Genomic DNA, 14,007 nt, shown 5'->3' on the forward strand with positions numbered 1-14,007 from the left:
TCTCAGTAGAACGCCGTCAGGCTGAGGCTTTCCACCGTCCCCACGGCCCCACCGCCTGACACGACGGCCCCACCCGCGATGGCATAGACGGTGCCGTCGATGGCCGCGGCCGCCAGGCCGTGGCGGGGCGTCAGCATGTCGGGCCCGGGCGTCCAGACGTCGCCGTCCGCGCTGTAAATCCAGGTCTCTGCAAACACACCGCCACCGCCACCCGCAGCACGTGGTGCAAACCACTCGCCTCCGAACGCGACCAGTCGTCCGGCGATGGCGACCATCGCCAGGCCACCCCCGACCTGACTGTTCGACGCAAAGGATCGCGGGATCGGGGCCAGGGTGTCCCAGCGGTCGGCGACGGGGTCATAGCGGTCCAGTCGCCCGGTCCCCCCGCCCGACACCGTCCGCCCGCCGGCGACCCAGATGGCCCCGTCCAGCTCCGCCGCGGCCGCGCTGTTGCGGGCCGCCGGGGCGGGTCGCGCCGTCTCCCACCGTCCGTCGATCCGGACCAGATGGCGGTCGGTGTCGGCCTGATCGTTCCACTGGCCATTGGCTCCATCCGCCGGGCTGCGCCCCGTGACCAGATGCAGCCGGCCGTCGATGCCGACGCCCACGGCCTCTGCCTGCGGCGACGGCAGCGGGGAAGTCGGGGCCCAGCGGTCGTCCTCCAGCACCCAGGCCGTGGTCGTATTGGTCCATTCGCCCGCATCGCTGCGGCCATAGCCGCCGACGACGTTCAGCCGCCCGTCGGCCACCATTACCATCGGATGGTGCCGGGGTTCAGGCAGGCGGGGCAGCTCGCTCCAGCGATTGCCGCGGGGATCATACAGGCCGACGCGATGCTCGATCTGCGTCTCCTGTCCGCGCCGCCTCAGGCCGCCCGCTGTCACGATCCGCCCGTCCCAGACCGCCGCGTAGATCTCCTGCACCGCCCAGGGCAGCGGACTCAGCGTCGTCCATTGGGGACCCGTCGCCGCCTGGGCGCGAGCGACGTTAGGGGCCAGGCTCAGGGCCGTGACGGAGGCGATGAGGGCGCGGCGGTCGATCTGGGTCATGCGCGACGCCAACTCTACTCCGCCCGCAGGAACAACACCCGCGCCGCGCCGTAGTCCCGCGTGTCCAGCCGCCGGTAGCCGGGCGTGTCGATCTCCGGCTCGTCAGACCCGCGCTCATAGACCACCAGCGCCCCCGGCTTCAGCCAGCCGTCGGCCACCAGCCGGGCCAGCGCCTGCTCGCCCAGCCCCTTCCCGTACGGCGGATCCAGGAAGGCCAGATCGAAGGCATCGCCCACCGACCCCGGCCGCGGCCCCAGATCGATGGCGCTGCGTCGATGCACGCGGGTGGAGCCGAACAGGCCGAAGGCTTCCGCATTCTCGCGGATCGCGCCGCGCGCGCCCTCGTCCGTCTCCACAAACAGACAGAAGCCCGCGCCCCGGCTCATGGCCTCGAACCCCAGTGCGCCCGAACCGGCGAACAGGTCGATGACCCGCATCCCCTCCAGCGGCTCGGCCCAGGCGGCGTGTTCCAGCACATTGAACAGGGCCTGACGCGCCCGGTCCGACGTCGGCCGCGTGGCCTGCCCCTGGGGCGCGACCAGGCTGCGCCCGCGAAACTGTCCCGATACGATTCTCATGGCCTCAGCCTCTGGACCGGAAAGCGGGCGCGATGCAACGGTGCGCGATGTCGTCACCTAGATTCGCCCTGCCCAACCTGCGCCACAGCTGGGCCGCGGCGCAGCACAGCCCGTATCTGACGCGGGGCGCCACAGACCATCCGTGGCTGCGGCTGGCGGCGCTGATCGCCCTGTCGATCGTCTTCATGATCGTGGGCGTGCTGGGCCTGGGGGCCGTGCTATCGTTCAGCGGCTATCAGGTGCCAGATCTGAGCGGTGCCCTGCCCGACAGCCCGTTTCGCCTGAACGGCGAGATCACCTTCATGGCCTTTCTGGCCGCCTCCCTGATGCTGTTGGCCGTGGCCATCCTGTTCGCGGCCATGATCGTCTATCACCGTGCGGGGCCGGAGTTTCTGTGGCCGGGGCGGAGCTTCTCGCCGCGCCTGCTGCTGGCGGGCTTCGGCATCATGGCGGCGGTGTCGGTCGTGCTGCTGGGGGTGTCGCTGCTGTTCGAGCCGGCGACCGCACCCGCGCCGATCCTGAACCCGGCCTATTTGCTGGAGACCCGCCTCGCCTATGCGGGCTGGGCGATCCTTCTGCTGCTCATTGCAGCCCTCGCCGAAGAGATCTTGTTCCGGGCCGTGCTGCTGAAGGTCACCGCCGGGCTGACGCGCAGGCTCTGGCTGATCTGCGTGCTGAATGCTGTGCTGTTCTCCGCCATCCACTTGGACCCGGACCCGACCGCCTTTGTGGCCCGGGCCCTTTCCGGCTTCGTCTGGACCTGGGCTGCGCTGCGCCTGGGCGGCATCGAGTTCGCGGTCGGGGCCCACCTGGCCAACAATCTGCTGATCGCCTGGCTGATCGAGCCGATGTCGTCGGCGGCCCTGCCCGGTCAGGCCATTCCGCCGATCTATCTGGTCTTCGAGGTGGTGACGGCCGTGGTCATGCTGGCGGCGGTGGAGGGGATGGCGCGGCGGCGCAGGCCGGAAGCGATCTAGGTTTCGGCCTCGAACATCGCCTCGACCTCGGCGCCCGTCAGGCGCGGATGATTGCCCGCCAGATCATAGTTGCCCGGCTTGCAGTCGATGTAGATCTCGTCGGCCATGTCGAAGACCGAGGGGTCCTCAAACGCCTGAACCGACACCGTCGTCATGCCCCCGGCCTTCAGCCGCCAGAACAGGTTCGACCCACACGACGAACAGAACTGCCGTACCGCCCAGTCGGAGGAGTCATAGGTCGATACGGGACCCTGCACCTCCAGACTGTCGCCGCAGTGGACGCTCAAGGACACGCCGCCCGACTGACGGCGGCAGGAGGGGCAATGGCAAGCGTGCATGCCGCCCTGGGGTATGGCGCTGAAGGTCACGGCACCACACAGGCACTGGCCCTTCAAACGCTCACTCGCCGCATCGGCCATGTCAGCCTCCTGTCAAGGATCAGCCGCCCGAGCGCGGCCCTCTGGGTCCACCCTTGCCGCCGCCGGGGCCGCTTCTGGAGCCACCGCCCGAGAAACCGCCCGGACGTGATCCGCCGGGCTTGCCGAAGCCACTACCTGCCGGGCGGCCGCCTGGCCGATCCCCGCCCTTGCCCGCATAGCCGCCCTTGGCCGGTGCAGAACGCGCGCCTGCACGGGCATCGCCACGGGGGCGGTCGATGAACTGGTCCTCGCGCGGCTTGAAGACGCGCTTGGGTCGCTCTCCGTCCGCCGAAGCGGCGTCAGGGCGCGCACGCGGGGTGAAGCTCTTCTTCGGATGTTCGAACTTCGGCGCGGCCTTGGCCCAGCCGGCCTTCTTCTGCGGGCGGGAGGCTCGGTCGGTGCCCTCCTCGGCGGCGGCCCCGGCGGCACGGACGCGGCTGGGCTTGCGCGAGGGGTCCGACAGGGCCGAGCCGGAGCTGCCCTTGACGATCGGGGCCGAGGTTCGGCGACCCGGAATGGGCGCGGGCGTCGAGACGCTGTTGCCGGTCGGCAGGTTCTCGGGCCGGATATGCTGGGCCAGCAGTTCGCGGATCACGCGCGGCCCTACTTCCTCGACCGAGCCGATGGGCAGGGTGCCCAGCTGAAACGGACCATAGGCCAGGCGGATCAGACGGTTCACCGTCAGACCCAGATGCTCCAGCACCTTGCGGACCTCGCGGTTCTTGCCCTCGGTGATGGAAACGCTGAGCCACAGATTCGCGGATTGCTTCTCCGCGTCGCCGCCCGTTGCCTTATCCAGCGTCGCCTCGATCGGCCCATAGCGGATGCCGTCGACGGTGATGCCATCCTTCAGCGTGTCGAGTTGAGCCTGAGAAACGCGACCTCGTGCCCGGGCTCTGTACTGACGGACCAGTTCGGTCTGGGGCAGTTCCAGTGCGCGGCTCAGCTCACCATCATTGGTCAGCAGCAGCAGGCCCTCGGTATTCAGGTCCAGTCGCCCGACGGAGATCACCCGCGGCAGGCCGCTGGGCAAGGCGTCGAACACGGTGGGGCGACCGCCGGGGTCATTGTGCGACGTCACCAGGCCGGCGGGCTTGTGATAGCGCCAGACGCGGGTCTTCTCGGCCGAGCCGATAGGCTTGCCGTCCACGGTGATGACGTCGTCGCGGGTCACCAGGGTGGCGGGCGTATCCAGGATCTTGCCGTTGACCGCCACCTTGCCCAGACCGATCAGCCGCTCGACCTCGCGGCGCGAGGCGATACCGGCGCGAGCCATGGCCTTGGCGATCCGCTCGCTGCGCTTGGGCGCGTCGGGCTCGGCACCGGGCTTGCCGCCCTTGGCGAAAGGCTTTCCAGATTTGCCGGAGCCGCCGGACTTCGGCGGACCGCCGAAACCGGGTTTTCCGCCCGGCTTGGCGAAGGATTTGCGGGGGCCGTCGCGGTCGGCGTCTTGACGCGGGCGCGGCTTCTTGTCGTTGTCTTTGGAATGGCTGACCATGATGAGCGGTTCATGCACATGGCCTTGGCCTTGGCGCAAGCGGCGGCAGACGTCGGAGAGACGCCTGTCGGCTGCGTGATCGTCGATGAGGCAACCGGCGAAGTCGTCGGGCAGGGCCGAAACGGCCCCATCGTCGCGCACGATCCGACCGCCCATGCGGAGATCGTGGCTCTGCGGCACGCGGCACAAAAGATGCAGAATTACAGGCTCACCGGCCTGACACTTTATGTGACGCTCGAACCCTGCGCCATGTGCGCGGGGGCCATCAGCCACGCCCGGATCGGTCGCGTGGTCTGGGGCGCGGACGATCCCAAGGGCGGCGCGGTGGCCCACGGCCCGCGGTTTTTCGATCAGCCCACCTGTCACTGGAAACCGATTGTGACCGGCGGCGTCCTGGCCGATCAGGGCGGCGAAATGCTTCGCGCCTTCTTCCGCGCACGGCGCAAAGGAACGAGGACCGACCCGGCACGTTAGGGCACAACGCCACGGTGGCGCTTGGGGAAGTCGTGCATGAAACTTCTGGTCGTCAGCGCCGCCCTCGCCTGCGCCACCATTCTGGCCGCCTGCGGAGCCCAGCCGTCGGAAGCGCCGAATGACGGCGACGCGGTCCGCGAAAGGGCACAGACCGCCCAGACGGCCCGGCGGCGAACCGGTGCCGAAATCCAGGAACGCGCCGCCACACGCGTGATCCGCACTGTCTACCTTTGTCAGGACAGCGAACGCCTGACCGTCGATTTCGACAATCCGCGCCAGATGGCGACCGTCCGCACCTCGGGCGGCATGGCCTATGACCTGTTCCGCGAACAGGCGGATGACGGCCTGTGGTACAAGGCCTCGGGCTACGAACTGCGCGGCAAGGGCATCACGGCCACCTGGACCGCCAGCGACAAGCCCACCACCGAATGCCGCGCGGTCGACTGAGCAAATAATTTTCGCGCGACCCGTTCGACCTGCGGCCAAAATGGTCTAAGCGTCCCGGGCGTATGGACGGGCGGCTAGCTCAGCTGGTCAGAGCATCTCGTTTACACCGAGAGGGTCGGCGGTTCGAACCCGTCGCCGCCTACCATTCGCCGTCAGACGCCGTTCACCCCTGCTCTGTCAGGACGGTCTATCGGAGATCGACCATGCGAACGCCCGCCACTCGCACCGCCATCGTCATCGCCGCCCTGGGCAGCGCTGCGATGCTGCAGGGCTGTGTCGTCGGGGCCGTCGTGGGCGCAGGCGCAGCCGTCGTCGGCGGAACGGCCAAGGCGACCGGCGCGGTCGTCGGTGCCGGCTTCGACGCCGTCACCACCTCGGACGAAGAAACCCGCGCCAAGCGCGAGCGGGAACAGCGCGACTACGAGCGCGAGCAGCGCCGCTGCCAACAGCGCCAGCAGCGCGGTCAGGACTGCTGATCTAGAGCGTCAGCACGCACCGCTCATGGATGGTCGGGCGCGAAACCGCGATCCGGCTCAGCCGCGGCCATTCGGGCTTCAGACGCTGCGCGAACCATAGGCACAGGTTTTCCAGCGTCGGTAGCTCCAGCCCCTCGTGGTCGTTCAGCAGGCCGTGATCCAGCTCCTCGGCCGCCGCCTTCAGCGCGCGGTCCAGGGCCCCCAGGTCCGCGACCCAGCCATGCGCATCCAGAGCCTCGCCTCGGACGGTCGCCTCGACAGCGAAGGAATGGCCGTGCATGCGGCGATAGGGGCTACCGTCCGGCTCATTGGGGAAATGGTGGGCCGCATCGAAGGTGGCCGCCTTGGTGATTTCGAAAACGCTCATCTTACGCCGATGTATTTATGGGTCTGGACGCTGAGCCGCCATTTGGGATGGCTCAGGCAATAGTCGAGGGCGGCGGCGGTATTGGCCGCCTGATCCGGGCCGTCCATGGGCTGCAGCCAGAACCGCTCGAAATCCAGATGCTCGAACCGGTCCGGCATGGCGGCGGCCTGGGGGAAGACCAGCTTCAGCTCATGGCCGCTCGTCTGCACCACGGGCGCATCGGCCTTGGGACTGACGCAGATCCAGTCGATGCCCGCAGGGGCCCGGAGCGTGCCGTTGGTCTCGACCGCAATGTCGAAGCCGCGCGCATGCAGGGCCTCGATCAGGGGCGCATCCAGCTGCAACAGCGGCTCGCCCCCTGTGCAGACCACCAGTTTCGGATCACCCGCCCTGCCCCGCCACATCGCGGCGACATGGTCGGCCAGCAGGTCGGCCGTCGCGAACTTGCCCCCGCCATCACCGTCAGTGCCCACGAAATCGGTGTCGCAGAAGGTGCAGACGGCGCTGGTCCGGTCCCGCTCCAGCCCATTCCAGAGATTGCAGCCCGCGAAGCGCAGGAAAACGGCGGGCCGTCCCGCCTGGCCACCCTCGCCCTGCACGGTCAGGAACACTTCCTTGGCCGAATAGGTCACGCGGCCACCCACTGCCGATAGCCCGCCGCTCGCAGTTCGCAGGCCGGGCAAAGGCCACAACCATAACCCCAAGCGTGGCGGTGCGATCGGTCGCCGACGTAGCAGGTGTGCGAGGCCTCGACGATCAGTTCGACCAAGGCAGAGCCCCCAATCCGGTCGGCCAACGCCCATGTCTGGGCCTTCGTCAGGGTCATCAGCGGCGTCTCGATCGGCACCGGCTTGTCCAGGCCCAGGCCGAGCGCAGACTGCATCGCGTCAATCGTGACGCGCCGACAGTCAGGATAGCCGGAGAAGTCCGTCTCGCACATGCCGCCGACCAACACCTCCAGTCCCCGCCGATCCGCCAGCGCTGCGGCCACCGTCAGAAAGACCAGATTGCGCCCCGGCACAAAGGTCGATGGCAGGCCGCGCGCCCCGACCTCGATGGCCCGGTCGGTCGTCATGGCCGTCTCGCCGATCGCACCGAAACCGGTCAGGTCGATGACATGGTCCGGCCCCAGCCGCGTCGCCCACTGCGGCAGGATCTGCGCCATACCGTCCCGCACGGCCAGCCGGGCCTGCATCTCCACCGCATGACGCTGGCCATAGTCAAAGCCGACCGTCTCCACCCGCCCATATCGCTCCAGCCCCCAGGCCAGGCAGGTGGCGCTGTCCTGCCCGCCCGAAAACAGGACCAGAGCGGAGGTTGCGGCGGTGTCGATCTGGATGGCGCTCATGACAAACCTGCGGTCGGCCGAAAATGGCCGCGCGCATGCAAAAGGGGTTCAAGGTGGGACGTCTGACTTGCCGCCGCCTTACACCACCGCCCGCTCTCGAGCAAAAAAGGCGAGAAAGTGGCGCATACTGTCAGGCTTAACCGTTCCGCAACCGGTTCCGGCTACCTGTCCACAGGCTTTCTGTGGAGTACCGGCCAGTATGCCGACGATCGAAGCCCTGACCGAGCGCATCGCGCCGGTATCGCCCGACACCCTGGGCCGCGAAATCTTCGCGCGCTTCGAGAGCGAACCTGAAACCTTCGCCATACCTGTCGTCGACGGCGATCATCCTGTCGGCCTGATCGAGCGCGACGGTTTTCTGGTCAAGTTTGGGGCCCCCTTCGGCCATGCCGGTTACGCCCATCGCACCGCCGCCCATGTCATGGATGCCGAGCCTGCGGTGATCGAGGCCGGCGTCGCGTTCGACACCTTCAGCGACGTCTTTCTGTCAAGTCGCACGCGCGATCTGATGCGCGGTTTCATCGTCACACGTGAGGGGCGCTACCACGGCGTCGGCACGGCCCTGTCCCTTCTCCAGGCCGTCAACGAACGCCAGCGCCGCCAGAACACAGACCTGAAAATCCAGCTTGAGACCGCTACGAGCGACCGCGCCATGGTTCAGGCGGCGGGCCGAACCCGCACGCGCCTGCTCAACGTGCTCAGCCGCCAGATGAGCGTGCCGCTGAGCGGGCTCAAAGCCATTGGCGATCTGCTACAGCGCCAGCCGCTGAACGCCCAAGTCCGCGCGCACGTCGCCACCATGGTCGAAGCCTCTGACGAGGTGACACGGGCGCTGGACAAGGCGCTCGATTTTTCGCGGGCCCACGCGGGCGAGCTTGTGCTCGCTCCCGTGGCCACTCCGCTCCGCACCCTGATGGACGATGTTCAGAACCGCTGGTCGCACCGCGCCTCTGACAGCGCTGTTACCCTGATGGTCAGCTACGAGGGCGACACGGATCTGGCCGCCGATCTTGATGCCCTGCGTCTTGGGGCGGTGTTCGATACCCTGATCGGCAATGCACTTCCCTATGCCCGCGACGGGCTGGTGGAGGCCCGCCTGAAGGCGACCGCTCGCAATGGCCAGGTCGGCCTGGAAGCCTGGGTCCGCGACGACGGACCCGGCATCGCACCCGAGCGACTGGACACCCTGTTCGACCCGCTGATGCAACAGGACGACACCGGCGGCTTCGACCTGGCTCTGGCGCGGCTGGTCGTGACCCAGATGGGTGGAACCCTGACAGCGGCGAACAACCCCGGGCGGGGTGCCGTCTTCACCATCATGCTGACCGCCCGGCAGAGCGAGATCGAAATACCCGCCGAACCGGTTCAGCCCGCCGAAACGACCGGTCAGACCGCACCCCACATCTTGATCGTCGATGACAATGCAACCAACCGCGTAGTGGCCCAGGCCCTGTGCGAAATGTTCGGCTGCACCTCCGAAACGGTCGAGGATGGCATCGAGGCGGTGGCTGCGGTGCAGGAGCGCCCCTTCGACCTGATCCTGATGGACATCAAGATGCCGCGCATGGACGGCGTCCAGGCAACCCAGGCCATCCGGGCTCTGGATGGTCCGGCCAGCGCCATTCCGATCGTCGCCCTGACCGCCAATGCCGATCCCGAAGACGCCAAACGCTATGTCGCCAGCGGCATGGCCTGCGTAGTCGAGAAACCCATCAAGCCCGAACGCCTGCGCTTTGCTATCAATACGGCGCTGGAACAGAAGACCGCGTCGGTCACGGACCTCAGCCCGGCGCGCTCGGCGGCGTGACCGCGTCGTCGGACGCAGGCACCGTCGGGTCCTGCTCAAAATCGTCCTCATCATAGCCGACCAGCCGCAGCGCGCGCGCCTTCTGGTCGTTCAGGGCGGCCCAGCGCAGCAGACCCTCCTCGCGCCCGTGGGTGATCCAGACTTCCTCCGGCTTCAGCTCCGTGAAGGTGGCGATCAACTCCGGCCAATCAGCGTGGTCGGACAGCACCAGTGGCAGCTCGACACCGCGTTGACGCGCCCGCGCCCTCACCCCCATCCAGCCGGATGCAAAGGCCAGCACCGGATCGGCGAAGCGACGGGCCCAGCGATCCTGCGTCGCCGACGGCGGGGCGACGACCACCTCCCCGCCCAGCGCATTCCCCTTAAGGCCGGTCGCGGGCAGAATCGGCCCCAGTGCGACCCCCTCGGATTCATACAGACGGTTCAACCGCTCCAACGCCCCGTGCACATAGATGGGCCGCTCCCACCCCGCCTCGCGCAGCAGGCGGATCACGCGCTGCGCCTTGCCCAGGGCATAGGCCCCGACCAGATGCGCCCGCTCGGGAAACTGCTCCAGGCTGTGGACCAGACGCCCGATCTCCTCAGCATCCGGCGGATGCACGAAGACAGGCAGGCCGAACGTCGCCTCGGAGATGAACACATCGCACGGCACGGGTTCGAAGGCGGCGCAGGTCGGGTCGCGGCGGCGCTTGTAGTCTCCCGACACCACCATCCGCAGACCCTTCCATTCAATCAGGGCTTGGGCCGAACCCAACACGTGACCTGCCGGATAAAGGGTGATCGACACGCCGCGATGGCTGACGGTTTCACCATAGACCAGCGATTGCCGCTGTCCGGTGAAGTCCACACCGTATCGCTCGCCCATGATGGCCAGGGTTTGGGGCGTGGCCAGAACAGTGCCATGGCCTGAGCGCGCATGGTCGGCATGGCCGTGGGTGACGACGGCGCGATCCACCGGCACGACCGGGTCGATATAGAAGTCCCCCGGCGGGCAATACAGCCCTGACGGCGTGGGATGCAGCAGGTCCTCGAAACGGATCATGAGCGGACTATGGCAGTGGTCATGGCGGACACAACGCGCCAAGCCGCCATGCGTCGCCTCTTGCCTCGTCCGGCGGGTCGCGCCACACCCAACCCATGGCGTTGATCGACATCCTTCCCCAACTGGCCAGCGGATCGGCCCATACCCATGCCCTCGGCTTTCGGCTGGAGGGGCTTGAGGGCGACACCGTCAGACTTCGCGTACCGTGGCGCGACGACCTGATCGGCGATCCGCAGACGGGCGTCATCGCCGGCGGTTTGGTGACGACCCTGCTGGACCATGTCGGAGGACTGGCCGTCTGGGTGAAGTCGGGTCAATTTGTGCCTATCGCGACCCTGGATCTGCGCGTGGATTATATGCGCCCTGCCGCCACCGGGCGCGATGTGATCGCCGAGGCGGTCTGCTATCGCCTGACCCACTCCATCGCCTTCGTGCGGGCCTGGGCGTTCGAGGACGATCCTGCCGATCCCATCGCCGCCGCCCAGAGCGCCTACGTCGTCGATTCCCGGGCGGGTCGGGGCATAGGGGCCAATCTGGGTCCTTCGCGTGGAGAGGGCGCATGAGCGATATCTTGGCTACCCTGCCCTATGCGCGCTTCCTCGGCCTGACCTCGGCCATGCAGGACGACGAACTGATCGTGACCATGCCGTTCGCGGACCGGTTGGTCGGCGACCCCATCCTGCCGGCCTTGCACGGCGGTTCGACGGCTGCCATGCTGGAGTTCACAGCCATCGCCGAGATCGCGCGGCTGCATCCGGCGCTCCGCCTGCCGCGCCCGATCAATGTGTCGATCGCCTATCTGAGGTCAGGCAAGCCGCTGGCTGTATCGGCCACGGCGCGTGTCGTTCGCGCGGGCCGCCGCGTCGCGCATGTGCACGCCAAGGCCTGGCAGGCAGAACGCGACCAGCCGATCGCAACCCTGACGGCGCATTTTCTGATGAACGCCGACAATCAGTAGCGTCGTCGATCGCCTGCTGCTTTTGCTCGGCGTGTGTGACGCGCCGGCCCCTACCTGAACCACGCGATGAACAAACACCCTATCGGGGTGTGGGTCGCGATCCCACCGATCGTGACGGGGCGGACATCCAGCCTGTCAGCCATTTTGCCCACGGCTCGCTAAAAAGTCAGGTTACGGTCACCGCGTGGCCGGAGCCATTCGACAGCGTGGCCGGCCTGAACAGCGACCGGCGCCCCCCGTCAGATTAAGCTTCAGGCTCGCGTCTTCCTAGACTGGAGCGCGTTACCGCTGAGCTTCCACCCCAGAGACGGCTCAGCCCAGACGCTCATCGCCCCGACGCTGGACCACCTAGCCAGCGCAACGTCCATAGAAGGTTAAAATTCGACTTATAGACGTGGTGAAGAAATCCCTACCCGGCGAACGCAGTTCATGTTAAAGCTTCGCTTACCATAGTTGGTTTTGGAGGGTTGAAGATGGATAAGGCTGCTGTTGTCGCCGGTATCGCCGGTGAACTGAATGAAACCGAGCGGGCTGTCGATGCCGCCCTCGTCCACGCCACAGGTATGGTCCAGGCGATGATCGCCGGTCGCACGGCCCTCGGCATCTCGCCCATCGCGGCGGCCGATTCACAAGCCAAGGTCATGGCCGCCATCGCCGCCCTGTCGACCGCACGCGACGCCGTGGTTGCCTGCCATGAGGAAATGGCCAAGGACCACCGCCGCATGGGTTGGGGCACCTATGCTCTGGGTACCCTCGACAAGCCTGCCGAGTCCGAGAGCCGCCCGCCGGTTCGCAACGTGCTTCGCGCGGTTTAATTCGGCGTAATGTCGGCTCCGGGTCATTCCGGAACCGCTACGATATGTGCAATATCACCCCTGTGCCCTCGGGCATGGGGGTTTTTGCATGTTTGAAACGCTTCCATCCCAGATCGGGGCCGCTGTCGCGGTCTGCGTCACGGCGTTTGCTTTTCTGAAAGGCGATGAGCCTGAACGGATAGGCGCGGGTGCCTACATCCTGGCATTCCTGGCTTCATTACTGGTTCAGGATACAGGCCAGCTTGACGGCACCAACTGGCGCTTGCTCTGTATCGATTCCGTCATGCTGGGTGTTTATGCCGCCCTTGTCTGGAAGACCGATCGTGCTTGGCCGATCTGGGTCTGCGCATTGCAGTCCGTCATCGTGCTCAGCCATGTCCTGACAATTGTGGACGTCAGGCCACCCCTGTCCGCCTTTTATGCGGTGATCAATCTGGCAAGCTATGGCGTGTTGGTCGCTATCGCTGTGGGGACTTTCTGGGCATGGCAGGATCGGGTGGCGCAGGGCCTGGAGTAGGCTTTGGCCTAGGTTGATATTCCTATAGTGTGTTAAGGCGAATCACTCGCCGGCCCATCCCGATGCCCCTGTCCCATAGTCAGCTCTGGAGCGCGATCGACGGCCTGGCCCGGCGCGAGGGCCTGACGGCGTCCGGCCTGGCCAGACGGGCGGGTCTGGACGCCACCAGTTTCAATCCGTCGAAGCGATTCGGTCCCGGCGACCCGCCGCGCCCCCGCTGGCCCTCGACGGAGAGCCTGACCCGCATCCTGCAGGCGACCGGGGTGTCCCTGAGCGACTTCGCCACCCTGGCCCGCGACGCGACCGAGCGGCCCATGACCGTCCCGCTGCTGGGCATGGCCCAAGCGGGGTCCGACGGCTTCTTCGATGATGCAGGCCTGCCCACAGGCGAAGGTTGGGACGAGACGGAACTGCCACGCCCGACCGACACCATGCTCAGCCTTAGAATCACGGGCGACTCCATGGCCCCGCTGTATCGCGAAGGCGATCGAATCGTCGTCGATCGGGCCGCCACCGATGTGCGCAGGGGCGACCGCGTCGTGGTGCGAACCACAGGCGGAGAGACGATGGCCAAGGAAATCGCCGCCTTGACGACGCGCAACGTGACGCTGGCCTCGATCAACCCTACCTATCCGCCCCGCACCCTGCCCCGCCGCGAGATCTTATGGATGGGTCGCATCCTGTGGGTCAGCCAGTAGCCAGCGAAAAGGCCGCCCCCTTTCGGAGACGGCCCTTCATTTGCCAAGACGCTGAGGCTCAGTTCGGCACGACGTAGCGGGCGTTCACCCAACCACCACCAGCGATCTGGACCCATTCACCTTCCGAGCCGATCACGCTGAACGGCTGACCGGCTTGCAGCATGCCGGCCTGGCGATAGCCGGTGCCGGGGCCCGAGCGAATGCGCAGGTTAGCGGTGGTGCGATAGGCCCCGCCCGTCTGCACCGAGGCGGCACGGGCGCGCTGCTGGTTGCAGCCGATATAGGAACCGGCGGCGGCACCCGCACCGGCACCGACAACGGCCCCGAGGGTGCGTTCATTATCCGACACCTGGCTGCCGACCAGACCGCCAGCAATGGCCCCGATGAGGGCACCGGCACGCTGACGGCCACCGGGAGCGTCACAGTTGGTGATGCCGTTCGCCTGCTGGGCCATTGAGACCGAAGGGGCGGCGGTGACCAGCGCGGCCAGGGCGGCGGCGGTGGCCAGGGTAGTGTTCATGATCTTCGACATGGCTC

The 14,007-nt window shown here is 67.2% G+C and carries 19 protein-coding genes and 1 tRNA gene; 11 read left to right on the top strand and 9 right to left on the bottom strand.

The genetic code is table 11. The features are described 5' to 3' along the window. Positions 1–2 precede the first annotated feature (2 nt). Entirely contained in the window at positions 3–1,049 is a 1,047-nt protein-coding gene (locus tag ACE3TH_RS01740) for a Kelch repeat-containing protein (protein WP_374596739.1), read from the bottom strand. Positions 1,050–1,063: 14 nt separating this feature from the next. After that, on the bottom strand, positions 1,064–1,627 hold the full coding sequence (gene rsmD / locus ACE3TH_RS01745; RefSeq protein ID WP_374596741.1) for a 16S rRNA (guanine(966)-N(2))-methyltransferase RsmD: 564 nt from the start codon (positions 1,625–1,627) through the stop codon (positions 1,064–1,066). A 47-nt stretch (positions 1,628–1,674) separates the two neighbouring features. On the opposite strand from rsmD, the gene ACE3TH_RS01750 reads away from it, so the two are divergent. Next, positions 1,675–2,604, top strand: coding sequence for a CPBP family intramembrane glutamic endopeptidase (locus tag ACE3TH_RS01750; protein ID WP_374596743.1), 930 nt, complete (start codon positions 1,675–1,677; stop codon positions 2,602–2,604). Here the strand turns inward: ACE3TH_RS01750 and ACE3TH_RS01755 are convergent. Both ACE3TH_RS01755 and ACE3TH_RS01760 read right to left on the bottom strand, forming a co-directional pair. Continuing rightward, complete coding sequence (locus ACE3TH_RS01755) at positions 2,601–3,023, bottom strand: GFA family protein (protein ID WP_374596744.1); 423 nt, start codon at positions 3,021–3,023, stop codon at positions 2,601–2,603. The two genes, ACE3TH_RS01750 and ACE3TH_RS01755, sit on opposite strands and share 4 nt — an antisense overlap. 19 nt (positions 3,024–3,042) lie before the next feature. Continuing rightward, positions 3,043–4,521 carry a pseudouridine synthase gene (locus ACE3TH_RS01760; protein ID WP_374596746.1) on the bottom strand — a complete coding sequence of 493 codons (1,479 nt, stop codon included), beginning with the start codon at positions 4,519–4,521 and terminating at the stop codon, positions 3,043–3,045. 12 nt (positions 4,522–4,533) lie between these two features. Between ACE3TH_RS01760 and tadA the strand changes: the two genes are divergently transcribed. The 4 genes from tadA to ACE3TH_RS01780 all read left to right on the top strand — a co-directional run bounded on the left by tadA (position 4,534) and on the right by ACE3TH_RS01780 (position 5,918). After that, positions 4,534–4,995, top strand: a complete 462-nt coding sequence (gene tadA, locus ACE3TH_RS01765; protein WP_374597101.1) for a tRNA adenosine(34) deaminase TadA — start codon at positions 4,534–4,536, stop codon at positions 4,993–4,995. 36 nt (positions 4,996–5,031) lie between these two features. After that, complete coding sequence (locus ACE3TH_RS01770) at positions 5,032–5,442, top strand: MliC family protein (protein ID WP_374596748.1); 411 nt, start codon at positions 5,032–5,034, stop codon at positions 5,440–5,442. A gap of 68 nt (positions 5,443–5,510) precedes the next feature. Then, a tRNA-Val gene (locus tag ACE3TH_RS01775) sits at positions 5,511–5,587 on the top strand. Between the two features lie 58 nt (positions 5,588–5,645). Continuing rightward, positions 5,646–5,918 (top strand): hypothetical protein, encoded by a 273-nt coding sequence (locus ACE3TH_RS01780; RefSeq protein ID WP_374596750.1) that lies wholly within the window; start codon positions 5,646–5,648, stop codon positions 5,916–5,918. A gap of 1 nt (position 5,919) precedes the next feature. Here the strand turns inward: ACE3TH_RS01780 and ACE3TH_RS01785 are convergent, their stop codons facing one another. From ACE3TH_RS01785 to queC, 3 genes are read right to left on the bottom strand one after another with little or no spacing between them, the layout of a single operon-like run. Further along, positions 5,920–6,285 carry a 6-pyruvoyl tetrahydropterin synthase family protein gene (locus tag ACE3TH_RS01785; RefSeq protein WP_374596752.1) on the bottom strand — a complete coding sequence of 122 codons (366 nt, stop codon included), beginning with the start codon at positions 6,283–6,285 and terminating at the stop codon, positions 5,920–5,922. Further along, on the bottom strand, positions 6,282–6,917 hold the full coding sequence (gene queE / locus ACE3TH_RS01790; protein ID WP_374596754.1) for a 7-carboxy-7-deazaguanine synthase: 636 nt from the start codon (positions 6,915–6,917) through the stop codon (positions 6,282–6,284). Before queE ends, ACE3TH_RS01785 begins: the two co-directional genes overlap by 4 nt. After that, a complete protein-coding gene (queC, locus tag ACE3TH_RS01795; RefSeq protein WP_374596756.1) occupies positions 6,914–7,633 on the bottom strand; it encodes a 7-cyano-7-deazaguanine synthase QueC in 720 nt (239 codons plus the stop codon). The genes queE and queC overlap by 4 nt, the downstream gene beginning before the upstream one ends. Positions 7,634–7,832: 199 nt before the next feature. Between queC and ACE3TH_RS01800 the strand changes: the two genes are divergently transcribed. Next, complete coding sequence (locus tag ACE3TH_RS01800) at positions 7,833–9,440, top strand: response regulator (RefSeq protein WP_374596758.1); 1,608 nt, start codon at positions 7,833–7,835, stop codon at positions 9,438–9,440. Here the strand turns inward: ACE3TH_RS01800 and ACE3TH_RS01805 are convergent. After that, complete coding sequence (locus ACE3TH_RS01805; RefSeq protein WP_374596760.1) at positions 9,415–10,482, bottom strand: ligase-associated DNA damage response exonuclease; 1,068 nt, start codon at positions 10,480–10,482, stop codon at positions 9,415–9,417. The genes ACE3TH_RS01800 and ACE3TH_RS01805 overlap by 26 nt on opposite strands. Positions 10,483–10,577: 95 nt before the next feature. Between ACE3TH_RS01805 and ACE3TH_RS01810 the strand changes: the two genes are divergently transcribed. The 5 genes from ACE3TH_RS01810 to ACE3TH_RS01830 all read left to right on the top strand — a co-directional run bounded on the left by ACE3TH_RS01810 (position 10,578) and on the right by ACE3TH_RS01830 (position 13,470). Next, positions 10,578–11,045 (top strand): PaaI family thioesterase, encoded by a 468-nt coding sequence (locus ACE3TH_RS01810; RefSeq protein ID WP_374596762.1) that lies wholly within the window; start codon positions 10,578–10,580, stop codon positions 11,043–11,045. Continuing rightward, positions 11,042–11,440 carry a PaaI family thioesterase gene (locus tag ACE3TH_RS01815; protein ID WP_374596764.1) on the top strand — a complete coding sequence of 133 codons (399 nt, stop codon included), beginning with the start codon at positions 11,042–11,044 and terminating at the stop codon, positions 11,438–11,440. The genes ACE3TH_RS01810 and ACE3TH_RS01815 overlap by 4 nt, the downstream gene beginning before the upstream one ends. 473 nt (positions 11,441–11,913) lie before the next feature. Further along, positions 11,914–12,255 carry a hypothetical protein gene (locus ACE3TH_RS01820; RefSeq protein ID WP_374596766.1) on the top strand — a complete coding sequence of 114 codons (342 nt, stop codon included), beginning with the start codon at positions 11,914–11,916 and terminating at the stop codon, positions 12,253–12,255. Between the two features lie 88 nt (positions 12,256–12,343). Further along, the gene (locus ACE3TH_RS01825) at positions 12,344–12,772 is read left to right on the top strand and encodes a hypothetical protein (RefSeq protein WP_374596768.1); all 429 of its coding nucleotides are present in this window, start codon (positions 12,344–12,346) and stop codon (positions 12,770–12,772) included. 62 nt (positions 12,773–12,834) lie between these two features. Further along, positions 12,835–13,470, top strand: a complete 636-nt coding sequence (locus ACE3TH_RS01830) for a helix-turn-helix transcriptional regulator (RefSeq protein ID WP_374596770.1) — start codon at positions 12,835–12,837, stop codon at positions 13,468–13,470. 58 nt (positions 13,471–13,528) lie between these two features. Here the strand turns inward: ACE3TH_RS01830 and ACE3TH_RS01835 are convergent, their stop codons facing one another. Further along, entirely contained in the window at positions 13,529–14,002 is a 474-nt protein-coding gene (locus ACE3TH_RS01835) for an SH3 domain-containing protein (protein ID WP_374596772.1), read from the bottom strand. Positions 14,003–14,007: the final 5 nt, after the last annotated feature.

Source organism: Brevundimonas sp. (assembly GCF_041919755.1).
GTDB lineage: Bacteria > Pseudomonadota > Alphaproteobacteria > Caulobacterales > Caulobacteraceae > Brevundimonas.

What these genes read in the sequence shown, in the direction of transcription:
- ACE3TH_RS01740 (WP_374596739.1), bottom strand. Translation starts at nt 1,049, where the DNA reads ATGACCCAGATCGACCGCCGCGCCCTCATCGCCTCCGTCACGGCCCTG.
- rsmD (WP_374596741.1), bottom strand. Translation starts at nt 1,627, where the DNA reads ATGAGAATCGTATCGGGACAGTTTCGCGGGCGCAGCCTGGTCGCGCCC.
- ACE3TH_RS01750 (WP_374596743.1), top strand. Translation starts at nt 1,675, where the DNA reads ATGTCGTCACCTAGATTCGCCCTGCCCAACCTGCGCCACAGCTGGGCC.
- ACE3TH_RS01755 (WP_374596744.1), bottom strand. Translation starts at nt 3,023, where the DNA reads ATGGCCGATGCGGCGAGTGAGCGTTTGAAGGGCCAGTGCCTGTGTGGT.
- ACE3TH_RS01760 (WP_374596746.1), bottom strand. Translation starts at nt 4,521, where the DNA reads ATGGTCAGCCATTCCAAAGACAACGACAAGAAGCCGCGCCCGCGTCAA.
- tadA (WP_374597101.1), top strand. Translation starts at nt 4,534, where the DNA reads ATGCACATGGCCTTGGCCTTGGCGCAAGCGGCGGCAGACGTCGGAGAG.
- ACE3TH_RS01770 (WP_374596748.1), top strand. Translation starts at nt 5,032, where the DNA reads ATGAAACTTCTGGTCGTCAGCGCCGCCCTCGCCTGCGCCACCATTCTG.
- ACE3TH_RS01780 (WP_374596750.1), top strand. Translation starts at nt 5,646, where the DNA reads ATGCGAACGCCCGCCACTCGCACCGCCATCGTCATCGCCGCCCTGGGC.
- ACE3TH_RS01785 (WP_374596752.1), bottom strand. Translation starts at nt 6,285, where the DNA reads ATGAGCGTTTTCGAAATCACCAAGGCGGCCACCTTCGATGCGGCCCAC.
- queC (WP_374596756.1), bottom strand. Translation starts at nt 7,633, where the DNA reads ATGAGCGCCATCCAGATCGACACCGCCGCAACCTCCGCTCTGGTCCTG.
- ACE3TH_RS01800 (WP_374596758.1), top strand. Translation starts at nt 7,833, where the DNA reads ATGCCGACGATCGAAGCCCTGACCGAGCGCATCGCGCCGGTATCGCCC.
- ACE3TH_RS01805 (WP_374596760.1), bottom strand. Translation starts at nt 10,482, where the DNA reads ATGATCCGTTTCGAGGACCTGCTGCATCCCACGCCGTCAGGGCTGTAT.
- ACE3TH_RS01810 (WP_374596762.1), top strand. Translation starts at nt 10,578, where the DNA reads ATGGCGTTGATCGACATCCTTCCCCAACTGGCCAGCGGATCGGCCCAT.
- ACE3TH_RS01815 (WP_374596764.1), top strand. Translation starts at nt 11,042, where the DNA reads ATGAGCGATATCTTGGCTACCCTGCCCTATGCGCGCTTCCTCGGCCTG.
- ACE3TH_RS01820 (WP_374596766.1), top strand. Translation starts at nt 11,914, where the DNA reads ATGGATAAGGCTGCTGTTGTCGCCGGTATCGCCGGTGAACTGAATGAA.
- ACE3TH_RS01825 (WP_374596768.1), top strand. Translation starts at nt 12,344, where the DNA reads ATGTTTGAAACGCTTCCATCCCAGATCGGGGCCGCTGTCGCGGTCTGC.
- ACE3TH_RS01830 (WP_374596770.1), top strand. Translation starts at nt 12,835, where the DNA reads ATGCCCCTGTCCCATAGTCAGCTCTGGAGCGCGATCGACGGCCTGGCC.
- ACE3TH_RS01835 (WP_374596772.1), bottom strand. Translation starts at nt 14,002, where the DNA reads ATGTCGAAGATCATGAACACTACCCTGGCCACCGCCGCCGCCCTGGCC.